General features: G+C 69.8%; 16 protein-coding genes and 2 tRNA genes. 11 read left to right on the forward strand and 7 right to left on the reverse strand.

The features are described 5' to 3' along the window. Positions 1–111: 111 nt before the first annotated feature. From glnA to G401_RS46695, 3 genes are all read left to right on the forward strand, one after another. Positions 112–1464, forward strand: a complete 1353-nt coding sequence (gene glnA / locus G401_RS0118760) for a type I glutamate--ammonia ligase (protein ID WP_027343721.1) — start codon at positions 112–114, stop codon at positions 1462–1464. Between the two features lie 160 nt (positions 1465–1624). Beyond that, on the forward strand, positions 1625–1945 hold the full coding sequence (locus G401_RS0118765; RefSeq protein ID WP_027343722.1) for a PadR family transcriptional regulator: 321 nt from the start codon (positions 1625–1627) through the stop codon (positions 1943–1945). Next, a complete protein-coding gene (locus G401_RS46695; RefSeq protein ID WP_051366826.1) occupies positions 1945–2919 on the forward strand; it encodes an HAAS signaling domain-containing protein in 975 nt (324 codons plus the stop codon). Before G401_RS0118765 ends, G401_RS46695 begins: the two co-directional genes overlap by 1 nt. Here G401_RS46695 and G401_RS46700 read toward each other — a convergent pair. Further along, positions 2909–3778, reverse strand: coding sequence for a hypothetical protein (locus G401_RS46700; protein ID WP_051366827.1), 870 nt, complete (start codon positions 3776–3778; stop codon positions 2909–2911). The two genes, G401_RS46695 and G401_RS46700, sit on opposite strands and share 11 nt — an antisense overlap. A gap of 58 nt (positions 3779–3836) precedes the next feature. Here G401_RS46700 and G401_RS0118780 point away from each other — a divergent pair, with 58 nt between their 5' ends. Further along, positions 3837–4637, forward strand: a complete 801-nt coding sequence (locus G401_RS0118780; RefSeq protein WP_084557360.1) for a fumarylacetoacetate hydrolase family protein — start codon at positions 3837–3839, stop codon at positions 4635–4637. A 54-nt stretch (positions 4638–4691) separates the two neighbouring features. On the opposite strand, the gene G401_RS0118785 is transcribed toward G401_RS0118780, so the two are convergent. Continuing rightward, the gene (locus G401_RS0118785) at positions 4692–5372 is read right to left on the reverse strand and encodes a DUF1345 domain-containing protein (protein WP_034592153.1); all 681 of its coding nucleotides are present in this window, start codon (positions 5370–5372) and stop codon (positions 4692–4694) included. Between the two features lie 116 nt (positions 5373–5488). On the opposite strand from G401_RS0118785, the gene G401_RS0118790 reads away from it, so the two are divergent. Next, a tRNA-Gln gene (locus G401_RS0118790) sits at positions 5489–5560 on the forward strand. A 106-nt stretch (positions 5561–5666) separates the two neighbouring features. Continuing rightward, positions 5667–5739, forward strand: a tRNA-Glu gene (locus G401_RS0118795). Between the two features lie 102 nt (positions 5740–5841). Here G401_RS0118795 and G401_RS0118800 read toward each other — a convergent pair. Both G401_RS0118800 and G401_RS0118805 read right to left on the reverse strand, forming a co-directional pair. Then, positions 5842–6312, reverse strand: coding sequence for a GNAT family N-acetyltransferase (locus G401_RS0118800; RefSeq protein ID WP_027343725.1), 471 nt, complete (start codon positions 6310–6312; stop codon positions 5842–5844). A 43-nt stretch (positions 6313–6355) separates the two neighbouring features. Next, positions 6356–7057: a hypothetical protein gene (locus tag G401_RS0118805; RefSeq protein ID WP_027343726.1), complete on the reverse strand. Its 702-nt coding sequence runs from the start codon at positions 7055–7057 to the stop codon at positions 6356–6358. A 164-nt stretch (positions 7058–7221) separates the two neighbouring features. Here G401_RS0118805 and G401_RS0118810 point away from each other — a divergent pair, with 164 nt between their 5' ends. Further along, positions 7222–8064 (forward strand): hypothetical protein, encoded by an 843-nt coding sequence (locus G401_RS0118810; RefSeq protein ID WP_027343727.1) that lies wholly within the window; start codon positions 7222–7224, stop codon positions 8062–8064. Between the two features lie 106 nt (positions 8065–8170). Here G401_RS0118810 and G401_RS0118815 read toward each other — a convergent pair whose 3' ends face one another. Then, the gene (locus G401_RS0118815; RefSeq protein WP_027343728.1) at positions 8171–8857 is read right to left on the reverse strand and encodes an IclR family transcriptional regulator; all 687 of its coding nucleotides are present in this window, start codon (positions 8855–8857) and stop codon (positions 8171–8173) included. A 49-nt stretch (positions 8858–8906) separates the two neighbouring features. Here G401_RS0118815 and leuC point away from each other — a divergent pair, with 49 nt between their 5' ends. From leuC to G401_RS0118830, 3 genes are all read left to right on the forward strand, one after another. After that, a complete protein-coding gene (leuC, locus tag G401_RS0118820) occupies positions 8907–10355 on the forward strand; it encodes a 3-isopropylmalate dehydratase large subunit (RefSeq protein ID WP_051366828.1) in 1449 nt (482 codons plus the stop codon). 11 nt (positions 10356–10366) lie between these two features. Then, positions 10367–10954 (forward strand): 3-isopropylmalate dehydratase small subunit, encoded by a 588-nt coding sequence (gene leuD, locus G401_RS0118825; RefSeq protein WP_027343730.1) that lies wholly within the window; start codon positions 10367–10369, stop codon positions 10952–10954. A 188-nt stretch (positions 10955–11142) separates the two neighbouring features. Next, the gene (locus G401_RS0118830) at positions 11143–11805 is read left to right on the forward strand and encodes an HU family DNA-binding protein (RefSeq protein ID WP_027343731.1); all 663 of its coding nucleotides are present in this window, start codon (positions 11143–11145) and stop codon (positions 11803–11805) included. Positions 11806–11881: 76 nt separating this feature from the next. On the opposite strand, the gene G401_RS0118835 is transcribed toward G401_RS0118830, so the two are convergent. Further along, complete coding sequence (locus G401_RS0118835) at positions 11882–12547, reverse strand: TetR/AcrR family transcriptional regulator (protein WP_034592155.1); 666 nt, start codon at positions 12545–12547, stop codon at positions 11882–11884. A gap of 111 nt (positions 12548–12658) precedes the next feature. Here G401_RS0118835 and G401_RS0118840 point away from each other — a divergent pair, with 111 nt between their 5' ends. Next, positions 12659–13015 carry a DoxX family protein gene (locus G401_RS0118840; protein WP_027343733.1) on the forward strand — a complete coding sequence of 119 codons (357 nt, stop codon included), beginning with the start codon at positions 12659–12661 and terminating at the stop codon, positions 13013–13015. Between the two features lie 42 nt (positions 13016–13057). On the opposite strand, the gene G401_RS46705 is transcribed toward G401_RS0118840, so the two are convergent. Further along, positions 13058–15106 (reverse strand): RNA degradosome polyphosphate kinase, encoded by a 2049-nt coding sequence (locus G401_RS46705; protein WP_245601770.1) that lies wholly within the window; start codon positions 15104–15106, stop codon positions 13058–13060. Positions 15107–15231: the final 125 nt, after the last annotated feature.

Below are 15231 nucleotides of genomic sequence, written 5' to 3' on the forward strand. Positions count from 1 at the left end.
CAACGTGCGATGGTGTTCATGGGGTGCGAGCGGCCGATGTAACACACGCGTAACGTCATCGGTGTTGACTCGGCGCGATACGGACGGCAGCACCAGAGGGGTCTTGAGACAGTGGATCGTCAGCAGGAGTTCGTGCTCCGTACGCTGGAGGAGCGCGACATCCGTTTTGTCCGGTTGTGGTTCACGGACGTCCTCGGCACCCTGAAGTCGGTGAGCGTCGCCCCGGCCGAGCTGGAGGCGGCCTTCGACGAGGGGATCGGCTTCGACGGCTCGGCGATCGAGGGCTTCGCCCGGGTCTACGAGTCCGACATGGTCGCGATGCCGGACCCGACGACCTTCCAGGTGTTCCCGTTCGAGGGCGGCGCCAGCGGCGAGAGCGCCCGGATGTTCTGCGACATCCTGCTGCCCGACGGCAACGCGAGCTGGGCCGACCCGCGCCACGTCCTGCGCCGGTCGCTGTCGCGCGCGGCCGAGAAGGGCTTCACCTTCTACACCCACCCCGAGATCGAGTTCTTCCTGCTGGAGGACCGGCCGAACGACGGCTCCGCGCCGATCCCGGTCGACGCCGGCGGCTACTTCGACCACACGACGCACGCCGTCGCGCGCGACTTCCGCCGCCAGGCCGTCCTCGCGCTGGAGCGGATCGGCATCTCGGTCGAGTTCTCCCACCACGAGGTCGCGCCCGGGCAGCAGGAGATCGACCTGCGCTACGCCGACGCGCTCACCACGGCCGACAACATCATGACCTTCCGGCATGTGATGCGGGAGGTGGCGCTGTCGCACGGCGTACAGGCGACGTTCATGCCCAAGCCGTTCACCGAGCAGCCCGGCAGCGGCATGCACACCCACCTGTCGCTGTTCGAGGGCGAGCGCAACGCCTTCCACGACCCGGCCGACCCCTACAAGCTGTCCGATGTGGCCCGCTCCTTCATCGCCGGCATCCTCACCCACGCCCGCGAGTTCACCGCGGTCACCAACCAGTGGGTCAACTCGTACAAGCGGCTGTTCCCGCAGCAGTTGCCGGACCGGATCACCGAGGCGCCCGCGTACGTCTGCTGGGGGCACCGCAACCGGTCCGCCCTCGTGCGGGTGCCGGCCTACGGCAAGCCGAACTCCGCCCGCGTCGAGGTCCGCTCGCTCGACTCGGCGGCCAACCCCTATCTCGCGTACGCGGTGCTGCTGGGCGCGGGCATGCGCGGCATCGAGGCGGGCTACGAGCTGCCGCCGGGGGCCGAGGACGACGTGTGGGCGCTGTCCAACGCGGAGCGCAAGGCGATGGGGTACGAGACGCTGCCGGAGAACCTCAGCGAGGCGATCGACGTGATGGCGGGCTCGGAGCTGGTGGCGGAGGTGCTCGGCGAGCACGTCTTCGACTTCTTCCTGCGCAACAAGCGGGCGGAGTGGGAGGAGTACCGGCGCGAGGTCACGCCCTACGAGCGCCGCCGCTACCTCGGCGTCCTCTGAAACTTTCCGCTTCCGCACCAGGTTTCAAGATCCCGTTTGGATCAGGTTTTCGCACGTAATCTTGGGCCAAGATTCGGGTGATCTCCCTGATCCAAACGGGATCTTCGCGTACGGGGTGGTGTGTTGACGGTATTTCGGTTTGCACAGTAGTGTGCGATGCGTGGATACCACCCAACTGCTGAAGGGTGTCCTCGACCTGGCCGTGCTCGCCGTCCTCCGCGAGGAGGACGGCTACGGCTACGACATCCTGCGGCGCCTGCGCGCGGCGGGGCTGGAGGAGATCGGCGACGCCTCGGTCTACGGCACCCTGCGGCGGCTCTTCGCCGCCGGCTATCTCACGACGTACGTCGTCCCCTCCGAGGAGGGGCCGCACCGCAAGTACTACGCCCTCAACCCGGCCGGTCGCAGCCAGCTCAAGCAGGGCCGCGAGATCTGGCGGGGATTCGCCTCCACCATGGACAGTCTGTTGCAGGAGAGCTGATGAACGAGGACATCGCCCGATACACCGCGGCCGTGACCGCCGCGCTGTCCGACCTGCCGGTGGCCCAGCGGGAGGAACTGCTCGAAGACCTGCCGGCCCACCTCGCCGAAGTGGCCTCGGAGGGCGGCTCCCTCGTCGACCGGCTCGGTACGCCGACGGCGTACGCGGCCGAGCTGCGGGCCACCCTGGCACCGGTGCCACGGGGGCACCGGTTCACCGTCGAGCCGCTGCTGGCCCGGTGGCGACCGGTCGACCGGCGGCTCGGTCCGCTCTTCGGGCACGAACGGTTCACCGATTTCGCCGTGCTGCTACGGCCGGCCTGGTGGATCCTGCGCGGATACTTCGCGGCCTTCCTGCTCGCCGCGCCGCTCGGCGGCGGCGGACCGCAGGCGCTCATTCCCCGGCTGGGCAGCAGCCTGCTCGGGGGACTCGTGCTGACCGCCGGCTGCGTCCTCGGATCCCTCTGGTTGGGCCGGACGACAGCCGTGAACCGGCGCCGGGGACTGCGGGTGTTCGGCGGGATAGCCACCGCCGTCACGGCGCTCTTCGGATTCGTCTACCTGCTCAACGCCGACGGGAACCTGTCGGGCAGCCGGCCCGCCCCCGCGTACGCGGAGCAGTCGTCGACCTCCAACGTGGTCCTGGTCGACGCGCAGGGCCACCTCGTCACCGGCGTACGCGTGCTCGACCTGGACACCGGCGACTGGGCGGCGGTACGCGTCTACACCTGCGACGACGGCGGCATTGCGGCCGGCCTGCTGTCCCAGGACGACTGGAGCTGGCGGTATCCGGCGCTGGCCCAGTACTGCGCCCGGCTGCGGGGCCAGAACGGTTTCCCCACACCGGACCTCTCGGCGACCGGCTCGCCGGCTGGCTCTCCGGCTCCCGGCCCGTCGGTCAGCCCGTCGGCCGGTGCGGGTCCGAGTGCCGGCCCGAGCGCGAGTCCCAGCCCCGGACCGAGCGCTACGCGCTGACGGCCGTCTCGCTGAGGAGAGCGTCGCAATAGGACAGGAGGCGGTGCCGCAACGGGGCCGCCTCCTCCGCGTACGCGCGCTGTTCGGCCGCGTACGCCGCCCGGCCGTCGGCGGTCTCGATGCGTACCGGGGCGTAGCCGAGATCGGCGAGATCGTAGGGGCTGGCCCGCATGTCGAGTTCGCGGACGCGGCGCGACAGCTCGAAGCAGTCGGCCACGAGCTCGCTGGGCACCAGCGGCGACAGCTTGTACGCCCATTTGTAGAGGTCCATGTTGGCGTGCAGGCAGCCCGGCTGTTCGAGGTCCGCCTGCCGGTCCCGGGTCGGGGCGAGCACGTTCAACGGCCGGGCGGGCTCGGTGAAGAACCGGTACGCGTCGAAGTGCGAGCACCGCACGCCGCGCTCCTCGACGACCGCGGCGGTCGCCGACGCGGACAGCCGGAGCGGCCAGGCGTTGTGGCGTACCTGCTCCTGGGTCTGGCGGTAGACCATCGCCCACTCGTGCAGCCCGAAACAGCCGAACTGCGCCGGGCGGGACGCCGTGGCGGCCAGCAGATCGCGGATCCACGTCACGGTGCCGGCCCGCCGGGCGCTCAGGGCCGGGTCGAGCGTGACGCCGTCCGGGACGCGTACGTAATCCTTGTCCGGTTCGCCGCCCGCCAGCACGACTCCGTGGCCGGGATGCCACCGGCGCAGCTGACCGGGGCGGTACGAGTAGTACGTGAAGAGGAAGTCCTCGACCGGATGCTTCACGCCGCCCTGCCGCCGGGTGAGATGACCGCCGACCCAGGAGTCGACGCGGCTCTCGTGGGCAGCCCGCCGGGCGCGCCACTCGCCGGTGCTCAGGACGGTCTCGCTCACCGCACCAGCGTACGGGGATAGATTGGGGGCGGCATAACGGTGCGTGAGGGGAGTGGGCGTGCGGATCGCGCGTTTCGTACATTCGGGCGGGATGTCGTTCGGCGTCGTGGAGGGCGAGGCGGGCGCGGGCCCGGAGGCGCTGACGGTGGCCGCGATCAAGGGGCATCCCTTCGGGGAGCTGGACTACACCGGCGAGCGCTGGGCGCTGGCCGATGTGCGCCTGCTCTCACCGATCCTGCCCAGCAAGGTCGTGTGCGTGGGGCGCAACTACGCCGCGCACGCCGCGGAGCTCGGCCACGAGGTGCCCAAGGAGCCGCTGCTCTTCCTCAAGCCGACCACGTCGGTCATCGGCCCGATGGACCCGATCCGGCTGCCCCCGCAGTCGCACCAGGTCGAGCACGAGGCCGAGCTCGCCGTCGTGATCGGCGCCACGGGTGCGCGCCGCGTCGACCGCGCCGACGCCCTCAAGACCGTCTTCGGCTACACCTGCGCGAACGACGTCACCGCCCGCGACCTGCAGAAGGCCGACGTCCAGTTCACCCGGGCCAAGGGCTTCGACTCGTTCTGCCCGCTCGGCCCGTGGATCACCACCGGCGCCGACGTGTCCGACCTCGAGGTCCGCTGCGAGGTGGGTCCCGCCCCCCAGGACCAGGATGTACGCCAGCTCGGCCGCACGAGTCAGTTCATCTTCGACGTCGCGACGGTGGTGTCGTACGTGTCGCACGTCATGACGCTCCTGCCGGGCGACGTGATCCTCACCGGTACGCCGGCCGGCGTCGGCCCGCTCACGGAGGGCGACTTCGTCTCCGTGACCGTCGAAGGCCTCGGTACGCTCACCAACCCGGTCCTGAAGCTCTGATCCGCGCCGGCTCCGATCCCGTGCCGGTGGTCAGGTGCTGAGGTGCTCAGGTGCTCAGGTGCTGAGGATGTTCACCGACCGGGCGATCACGAGCGCGATGAGCGCCACGGAGACGCTGGACTGGAACATCATCGTCAGCTTCGCCCACCGCGTCATCGGCATGGTGTCGGTCGGGCTGAACGCGGTCGCGTTGGTGAACGCGACGTAGAGGTAGTCGATGAACCCCGGCTCCCAGTCGTGCCGGGCCAGATCGGGCGCGGTCATCTGCGGGAACAGGAAGTCGGGCCGGTCACATCGGGCGTTCGCCCGCGCGGCCGGCCCGCCCGAGTCCAGCTCCCAATAGACGAGGGCGAACACGATCACGTTGGTGAGCCACACCGCGCCGCCGGTCAGCAGCAGGTCGGACGGGCTCATCCCGTGCACCGGCGCCTTGCCGGTCGCGATGCCGTAGATGAGTTCGAGGGCGGCGTACCCGTTGGCGATCGCGGCGGCGCCGACGAACGTGAGGCCGAGCACCCGCAGGTACTTCTCCTCGCGGTTCATCCGGCCCGGGTCCAGCGCCAGCAGCAACAGCAGCAGCGCCCCCTCGACGACCGGCATCAGCCAGCCCGGCTCGAGATTGAGCGCGTCCGCGACCATGATCTGCAACGAGATCATGACGAGGACGGTCACAGCCGCCGGCCACCGGTGCTCACCATCGGTCTTCCGCAGCCACGCCGGGATCAACTCCGCCACGCGAGCAGCGTAATGGCATACCGGTTTGGCGCTGCCCGGGCCGGTCGGGTAAAGTTCCACCTCGGCACGGCGAGCGGCGGTGAGCCTTCGGGTAAAGCCTCCGTGAGCGGCGCCGATGGGGTATGGGGTAATTGGCAGCCCAACTGATTCTGGTTCAGTTAGTCTAGGTTCGAGTCCTGGTACCCCAGCGTTGACCACGATTTACTGTGGGAGACCTGGATCTGGTAAGGTTCAGACGCCGCCGCGAGGCGGCACAAGTGTGAAAAAGGAAGATCTGCGCGAGCAGAGTTCTAGGGCCCCGTCGTCTAGCGGCCTAGGACGCCGCCCTCTCAAGGCGGTAGCGCCGGTTCGAATCCGGTCGGGGCTACAGCGAATTCACGGCGAGTCACCATCGGTGGCCCGCCGTTTTCCTTTCCCGGCCGTCTGGCGATCAGGGCCTGCCTCACCGTCAGGGCCCGCGGGTTCCCGGTTATCCGAGGTGCTTGGCCATGACGGTGAGGGTCGTCTCGTACAGCCCGTCGTCGGTCTCCCATGACTCGGGCACCTCCGCGAACGCCAGGTACCCGAGCCGTGCGTACAGCGCCTGGGCCCGGGGGTTGTCCACCTCTACGCGGATCTCGGCGCTGTGGCATCCGCGCTCGCGGATACGGTCCTCCATCGCGCCGATGAGCAGTGTCCCGATCCCCAGCCCCTGCAGGGCTGGATGAACGGCGAGCTGCCAGATCGTTCCGCTGCCCGGTGCCAGCTGGTAGGTGATCCCGCCCTTGGCGACCGGCAGCCCCGAGGGCGGGCACGCGACGAAGTAGTCCGCGCGGTCGCGTGCGGCCAGGAGCAGTTCCTTCTCCACCGCCCGCAGGTGCGCCGGGCTGCCGGACCAGGCGCACTCCGCCAGGTCCGCGTGCACCATGTCCCGGATCGCCACCGGCATCACGACGTCCATGTCCTGAGATTACGGGTACGCCGCCCGGCGGCTGAAGAACCCGTCAGCTCGCCAGCAGCCAGGGGTCGCGCAGGACCACGAGATCCGTCGTGGAGTCGCAACGGATCTGCAGCCGCAGCGACCAGACGCCCTCGATCGACACGTCGACCGGCACGGCCTTGCCGGCGGTGGACTCCCGGCTGACCGGCGGCGGATTGGTCTGCGTGTTCGCGTCGTCCTTGCGCGGATCGGAGTAGACCCACAGCTGCATCCTGGCGCCGAGGTCGCCCGACCGGGCCGGTACGCCGAGCATGGTCGTGCCGAATCTCGCGTACGCGCCGCGGATCTCGTAGACGACCTCGGCGTACTTCTGTCCAGGTGAGACACACGCGACCGCGAGGGCGTGCTCGAATCCGGGCTTCCCCCGGTACGCCGACGGCAGCTGCTTCAGGTTCCCTGCGCCCCGTTCGGGCGTCGCCCCGTCGAGGAACACCGCGCCGGAAGGGATCGCCGGATCGGTGGAGGCGGCGGGGGAGACCGGGCCGGACGGGGCTGCCGAGACGGTCGGGGATGCCGCAGCCGCCGGGGACGACGGAGCGGCCGCGACCGAGGAGGAGGTGACCGCCACTGTCTCGGGATGGTCGGGCTTCTTGAGGGCCAGAAAGGCCGCGACCGTGCCGCCGATGGCGGCCAGCGCGGTGACGCCGGCGATGAGAAGAGCGGTCCAGCGCTCGGCCGGCCGGGCGGACGAAGGGTTGTCGGTCACACGCTTTTCCCTGCTCGGAGATGGTCGGCGGGGCGATTTTGTCACCGGAGTCGATGAAAGCGGAACATCGGCACCATAGCGGATATCCGACTCGGTACGGCGTGCCCGGGCATGGATCTCCGGGGGAGAATGCCGCGACAGGAACGCCGGATCAGGAGAGCGCGATGACCGATTCCACCCCCGACAACTCGGCGGAGCCGACGAAGGTGATGCCGCCGGCCCCCGCCCCGGCGCCCGCTCAGCCGAGCCCGAAGTTCACCGCCGGCAAGGCGACCCCGCCGCCCACCCCGGCGCCCGAGCCGACCGGCCAGTTCATGACGGAGGCTCCGCGGCGCGGCGGTGGCTTCGCGCTGTTCGTCGCGGTCGTGGCCGTGCTGCTGGCCATCGTCGCCAGCGGTGTCGCCGTCTACGCGGCCAAGAAGGCGTCCGACGCGACCGACAAGCTCGACAAGACACTGGCCGCGGCGGGACTGCGGCCGGAACCGTCGGCGGCCGCGCAGAGCCCCGCACCGGCGTCCTCGCCGACCTCGGGCGGGCAGGGCACGGTTTCGCCCGCCCCCTCGGCCAGCGCGGGGGATCCGCTGGACCCCAAGGCGGTCTTCGGCGAGCACTACACCAACAAGGAACTGATGCCGACGGCGTCGGGCAACACGGCGTACATCGACCTCGACACCCCGAAGATCCAGCATGACCGCAGCGGCTCCGAGGTGGGGCTGAACAGCAGCTACAGCAGCAATACGCCGTCGTTGTCGTTCCAGGACGGTGTCCAGGTCGCCCTGGCCCCCAGCGACAGCGCCGGCGCCGCCGACTGCCTGGACGCGCTGCGTACCTCCCTGCTGAACATCAATACGACGATCGCGGCGTCCCGGGACACGAAGCTGTGCATCCTGTCGTCGGTCGACCAGGCCAAGGCGGACGGCGTACCGGTCCGGCTGACGCTGCTCTACGTGGAGTCGCTGGACAACGACAAGGTGACGCTGCGGCTCACCTCGTGGGAACAGCACTGACGTTCCGCGAACACCGCGGCCGGAAACACAGCGGCCCGAAAACACAGCGGCCCGCCCCGGTACGCCGGGACGGGCCGCTTTTCGTCGATAACAGACGCGGTCGGTGTCAGAGGCCGGAGAGGCGCTGTCCGGCGCGGACGACCGCCATCGCGTGCCGGTCACCGGGGCGCCGGCCGAGCCGCTCGATCGGCCCGGAGACGCTGATCGACGCGATGACCCGGCCGGTGCGGTCGCGGATCGGCGCCGAGACGCTCGCCACACCCGCCTCCCGCTCGGCCACCGACTGGGCCCAGCCGCGGCGGCGTACCTCCGCGAGGGTCTTGCCGGTGAACTTGCAGCGCGGCAGGAGAGGCATCACGGCCTCGGGCGGTTCCCAGGCCAGCAGCACCTGGGCCGCGGACCCGGCGGTCATCGGCAGTATCGAGCCGACGGGCACGGTGTCCCGCAGGCCGGATGCGCGCTCGGCGGCCGCGACGCAGATGCGCTCGTCGGCGCGGCGCAGGTAGAGCTGCGCGCTTTCGCCGGTGTTGTCGCGCAGCGCGGCGAGAAGGGGCTCCGCGGCGGTGAGGAGCACGTCGGGCGCGGCATTGGCCAATTCGCCCAACCGGGGACCCGGACGCCAGCGTCCCTGCGTGTCCCGAACCAGCATCCGATGGATTTCCAGCGCTTGCGCCAGCCGGTGCGCCGTTGCTCTCGGCAGCTTGGTGCGATCGACGAGTTCCGCGAGGCTGGCGCCGTCGACACAGGCGGCAAGTATCACTACCGCCTTGTCAAGGACGCCCACGCCAGACATACTGTGTCCCACACACCGAAACATACCTCCCAAAACTTGGGATGTCCAGATGGTGGGAGAAACACCGATGAGCGCTGGCGCCAAGAGCCAGGAAAGCGGTCAGGACAGGACGCTTGCCCAGAAAGTCTGGGACGCGCACGTCGTCAGGTCGGCCGCTGGGGAACCGGATCTTCTCTATATCGACCTGCATCTGCTCCATGAGGTGACCAGTCCGCAGGCCTTCGACGGGCTGCGGGTGGCGGGGCGCACGGTTCGGCGGACCGATCTCACGATCGCGACCGAGGACCACAACACGCCGACCGACAACCTCCTGACCATCGCCGACCCGGTGAGCCGTACGCAGATCGAGACGCTGCGGCGCAACTGCGCGGAATTCGGCGTGAAACTTCACCCGCTGGGCGATCCCGAGCAGGGTGTGGTGCACGTCATGGGTCCGCAGCAGGGCCTGACCCAGCCGGGTATGACGATCGTCTGCGGCGATTCGCACACCTCGACCCACGGTGCCTTCGGCGCGCTGGCCTTCGGCATCGGTACGAGCGAGGTCGAGCACGTGCTCGCGACGCAGACGCTGCCGCAGAACACGCCGAAGCAGATGGCCGTCAACTTCGTCGGCGACCTGCAGCCGGGCGTGACCGCCAAGGACCTGATCCTGGCCCTCATCACGCAGGTCGGCACGGGCGGCGGGCGCGGCCACGTCGTCGAGTACCGCGGACCGGTCATCGAGCAGCTCTCCATGGAGGGCCGGATGACCATCTCCAACATGTCGATCGAGTGGGGCGCCAAGGCCGGCCTCATCGCGCCGGACGAGACCACCTTCGCGTGGCTCAAGGGGCGTACCTTCGCGCCGCAGGGCGACGCCTGGGACGCCGCCGTCGAGTACTGGCGGACGCTGCGTACCGACGACGGCGCGGTCTTCGACACCGAGATCACGCTGGACGTCAGCAAGGTCACGCCCTTCGTCACCTGGGGAACCAACCCGGGACAGGGCGCGCCGCTGGCCGGCGAGGTACCGGCGCCGGAGTCGTTTGAGGACGAAGCCGAGCGGGCCGCCGCCGAGCGCGCGCTGGCGTACATGGACCTGACTCCGGGTCAGAAGCTGCGCGACGTGGCCGTGGACGTGGTCTTCGTCGGCTCGTGCACCAACGGCCGCCTGGAGGACCTGCGCGCCGCCGCGGGCGTCATCAAGGGCCGCAAGGTCGCCGAGGGCGTACGCATGATGATCGTGCCCGGTTCCGCCGCCGTCCGCGCGGCCGCCGAGGCCGAGGGGCTCGACCAGGTCTTCACCGATGCGGGCGCGGAATGGCGGTTCGCCGGCTGTTCCATGTGCCTCGGCATGAACCCGGACACGCTGAAGCCCGGTCAGCGCTCGGCGTCGACGTCCAACCGCAACTTCGAGGGCCGGCAGGGCAAGGGCGGGCGTACCCACCTCGTCTCGCCGCCGGTCGCCGCCGCCACCGCCGTCCTGGGGCACCTGGCCGCCCCGGCCGACCTGAACTGAGGACACCGGACATGGACAAGTTCACCGCGCACACCGGGTCCGCGATGCCCCTGCGCCGCTCTAACGTGGACACGGACCAGATCATCCCGGCCGTGTACCTCAAGCGGGTCACCCGGACCGGTTTCGAGGACGGGCTCTTCGCCGCCTGGCGCGAGGATTCCGCGTTCGTGCTCAACGATCCGGCGTACGCCGGGGCCACGATCCTGGTCGCCGGGCCGGAGTTCGGCACCGGTTCGTCGCGCGAGCACGCCGTCTGGGCCCTGCGGGACTGGGGCTTCCGGGTGGTGATCGCTCCCCGATTCGGTGACATCTTCCGGGGGAATTCTCTGAAGCAGGGCCTGCTGACTGTGGAGCTGCCGATCGATGCGGTAGAGGAGCTGTGGTCGCTGACGGAGAAGGATCCGAGCGCCGCGGTGACTGTGGACCTGGCCGCGCGTGAAGTCCGCGCCGGCGGCTCCACCTGGGCTTTCTCGCTCGACGATTTCAGTCGCTGGCGCCTGATGGAGGGCCTGGACGACATCGGCCTGACCTTGTTGCATGTAGAGGAAATCAGCGCCTTCGAGGCCTCCCGGAAGGCTTTCGGGCCGGTCGTCGCCTGACGCCACAACGACTTCGGGTCCGCGCTCAACGAGCGCGGACCCGTTTTCTGTTGCACACTGCGAGATGAAGGCCAACGCGCGACACAAATGCTCTTTTTCCGTCACCTGCTTGGAAATGGTGATACCAGGGCTTAGCGTGCGCGAAGAATGACTGGTAGAAGTCCAGTGAGAAACACTTGGAGGGAACCGTGAACAAGGCCGAGCTCATCGAGGCGCTCGCCGCCCGGTTGGGGGACAAGAAGACCGCCACCGCCGCGCTCGACGCCGTACTCGCGGAGATCGAGTCCGCCGTGACGCGTGGCGACAAGGTGTCGCTCACCGGTTTCGGCGTTTTCGAGAAGCGGCAGCGTGCCGCGCGGACCGCCCGCAACCCGCGTACGGGCGAGGCGGTGAAGGTGCCGAAGACGGCGGTTCCGGCGTTCCGGGCCGGCGCAGGCTTCAAGGACGCCGTGTCGTCGGGCAAGTTGGCCGGACCGGCCAAGAAGACGGCGGCGGCCGCGAAGAAGACCGCCCCGGCCAAGAAGGCCACCGCGACGGCGCCGGCGAAGAAGACGGCGCCCCCGACGAAGAAGGCCGCCACGGCGCCGGCGAAGAAGACGGCGACCGCCGCGAAGGCGGCTCCGGCCAAGAAGGCCGCCGTCGTCAAGAAGGCCGCTCCCGCGAAGAAGGCCGCGCCTGTGAAGAAGGCCGCCGTCGCCAAGAAGGCGCCGGCGAAGGCCGCTACGAAGGCCGCTCCGGCCAAGAAGACCACCGCCAAGGCGGCTCCGGCCAAGGCGGCCGCCGCGAAGAAGACCGTCGCCAAGAAGGCTCCGGCCAAGAAGGCTCCCGCCAAAAAGGCCGCACGCCGCTAGACGACCCCCGAAGACGCGCCCGCCGGACCAAGCCCGGCGGGCGTGTCGCGTTCGGACGGTCCGGGCCGGAACCCGCTCACCGGGCGTCGGGCGCAGATCGGCCGTGGCAGGCCGTTACCTGTTGCATGGAACGCATCATCTGCCGCGGCGTCGGCGCCGGCGGCAGGTCCTCGCGCTGGTGGGAGGCGCAGAACGCCTGCAACATGTACGCGACGAAGCGCTTCCACGCCCCCGGAGCGGTCTCGGCCGTCGCCCGCAGTACGCCGGCGTTGGCCATCAGCAGCACCGGCAGGTCCTCGGGGGAGTAGTCCGCCCGGAGCGCACCGGCCGCCTGGGCGTCGCGTACGAGGGCGAGATAGCCGTTGTAGAGCGCCATCCGGCGGGCCTCGAACTCCCGCGCCGCCGGGAACACCATCGTGAGGATGTCGGCGAGGCGGCCGTCGGCGGCCTGGGCGGCGCAGAAGTTCTCGACGTAGGAGGCGAACGCGGTCCACGGGTCCGCGATCGCCTGGGCCGTCCGGAGCACCTGTTCGTACGCGTCCATCTTCCGGTCGGCCACGGCCAGCAGGAGATCCTCGCGGGTGGGGAACCGGCGGTAGAGCGTGGCGACGCCCACTCCGGCCGCGGCCGCCACGTCTTCGAGGGGCGCGTCCGGTCCCCGTGCGGCGAAGAGGCGTACGGCACTGTCGAGGAGCAGTTCGCGGTTGCGGGCGGCATCGGCGCGCAGCGGCGTCTCGCTCATGCCGCCCAGCTTATCAGCGGATCTGGAGGATCTCCTCCGGTTGTTGTACGCTCAACAACCGGAGGATACCCACCACTTAGCCCCTGACCCGTGAAAGTACAAGGTGACACCGTGAACGTCGTGCTCTGGATCGTGCAGATCCTGCTGGGCGCCGCCTACATCCTGGCCGGTCTCATGAAGGCGACACAGCCCAAGGAGAAGCTGGCCCCCAACATGCCCTGGGTCGACCACTACTCGGCCGGCTCCGTGAAGCTCATCGGGACGGCGGAGCTGCTGGGCGGCATCGGCCTGATCCTGCCGTGGGCCCTGGACGTCGCGAGCTGGCTGACGCCGGTGGCCGCCGTCGGCCTGGCCGTCGTCCAGGTCGGCGCGATCGTCCACCATGTACGCCACGGCGAGCTGAAGGTCCTGCCGGTCAACATCGTCATGCTGGCGCTGGCCGTCTTCGTGGCGATCGGCCGCTTCTAGGCCGCCCGGCCCCGGCCGGAACCCGGCCGGGGCGCGGAGAACTCAGGAGGTCAGCAGGACCAGCTGCGGGTCGGCGCCCTCACGGCGTACCCAGCTGCCGTCGGCGCGCAGCTCGAAGCCGCCGGAGGTGTCCGCAAGGTACAGCTCCATCGCGTCGGACAGCTGCTGTACGGCGACCTGGTCGGTCACCTTGACCAGGGCCTCGACCCGCTGATCGAGGTTGCGCAGCATCACGTCGGCGGAACCGAGCCACCACTGGGCCACGGCGCCCTGGCCGAACCGGAAGACCCGGGAATGCTCCAGGAACCGGCCGAGCACCGAACGTACGCGGATCCGGTCGGACAGCCCCTTCACGCCCGGCTTGAGCGTGCACATGCCCCGGACGACGAGGTCGACCTGGACACCGGCCCGGGAGGCGGCGTAGAGCGCGTCGACCATCTCGTCGTCGACGAGCGAGTTCACCTTCATCTGGATGAGGCCGCGGCGGCCGCGCTTGATCTGGCCGTCGATGAGCTCCAGCAACCCGCCGCGTACGCCCTCCGGCGCCACCAGCAGCCGCCGGTAGGACGGCGGCCGGCCGTAGCCCGTGAGCCGGTTGAACAGCTCGGTCACGTCCGACCCGACCTCCGGCGCGGACGTCAGCAGGCCGAAGTCCTCGTAGAGGCGGGCGGTCTTCGGGTGGTAGTTGCCCGTGCCGACGTGGCAGTAGCGGCGCAGGATCGCACCCTCCTGGCGTACGACGAGGGCGATCTTGGCGTGCGTCTTGAGCCCGACGAGGCCGTAGACGACGTGGCAGCCCGCGCGTTCCAGGGTGCGCGCCCAGCCGATGTTGGCCCATTCGTCGAACCGGGCCTTCACCTCGACCACGACGACGACCTGCTTGCCCGCCTCGGCCGCGTCCACGAGCGCGTCCACGATCGGCGAATCGCCGCTGGTGCGGTAGAGCGTCTGCTTGATGGCGAGCACGTTGGGGTCGGCCGCGGCCTGCTCGATGAAGCGCTGGACGCTCGTCGAGAACGAGTGGTACGGGTGGTGCAGCAGGATGTCGCCGTCGCGGATGACCGAGAAGACGCTGCGGTCGCCGTCGCGCAGGCGCGGATGCGTCTCCGGGACGAAGCGCGGCTCCTTCAGCTCCGGGCGGTCGGACTCCTCGTAGACCTGCCACAGCGCGGAGAGGTCGAGCACGCTCGGGATGCGCTGCACGTCGCGGCCGTCGACGTCCAGCTCCCGGATCAGCGTCTCCTCGATCTCGGCGGTCATGTCGTCGGCGACCTCGAGGCGTACGGGCGGGCCGAACTTGCGCCGGGCCAGCTCCCGCTCCAGGGCCTGCAGGAGGTCCTCGTCGCGGTCCTCCTCGATCTCGACCTCGGCGTTGCGGGTCACCCGGAACAGGTGGTGGTCCACGATGGACATGCCCGGGAACAGGCGGTCGACGTGCACCGCGATGAGCTCCTCGACGGCGATGAACCGGCCCGGGGAGACGGTCGCGAAGCGCGGCACGTTGGCCGGGACCTTCACCCGGGCGAAGAGGTCCGGGCCGCCGTCCGGGTCGCGGACGACCACGGCCAGGTTGAGCGAGAGACCCGAGATGTACGGGAACGGGTGGGCGGGGTCGACGGCGAGCGGCGTCAGGACCGGGAACAGGTACTCCGCGAAGTACGTGTGCAGCTTCTCCTGCTCGGACTCGGAGAGCTTCTCCCAGCTCTCGAAGACGATGCCGGCATCGGCCAGCAGCGGGCGCACGTGCTGCTCGAAACAGGTGGAGTGCCGGGCGACGAGGTCGGAGGCCTTCTGGGTGATGAGGTCCAGCTGCTGGCGGGGCGGCTTGCGGTCGACCCCGCGCAGCGGCAGGCCGGTCTGCCAGCGCCGTTGCAGCGCGGCGAAGCGGACCATGAAGAACTCGTCGAGGTTCATGGCGAAGATGGCGAGGAACTTGGCCCGTTCGAGCAGCGGCGTCGCGGGATCCTCGGCCAGGGTCAGGACGCGCGCGTTGAAGTCGAGCCACGTCAACTCGCGGTTGAAGAACCGGTCGTCGGGCAGATCGGGCTGCCGGTCGTTGGAGGGGCTGTCCGGCCGGTCGGAGGTGCTCACCTGCATATTGTTTCCAGTTCAGGGTGATGCGATGGTGAACTTCCCATTTCCCGCCGGTTGCCGGCGGGATCAGGAAAGCAGTCCGCCGGTTGCCGGCGAGCTCAGGGAAGCAGTCCGCCGGTTGC

This window comes from Hamadaea tsunoensis DSM 44101 (assembly GCF_000428945.1).
GTDB lineage: Bacteria > Actinomycetota > Actinomycetes > Mycobacteriales > Micromonosporaceae > Hamadaea > Hamadaea tsunoensis.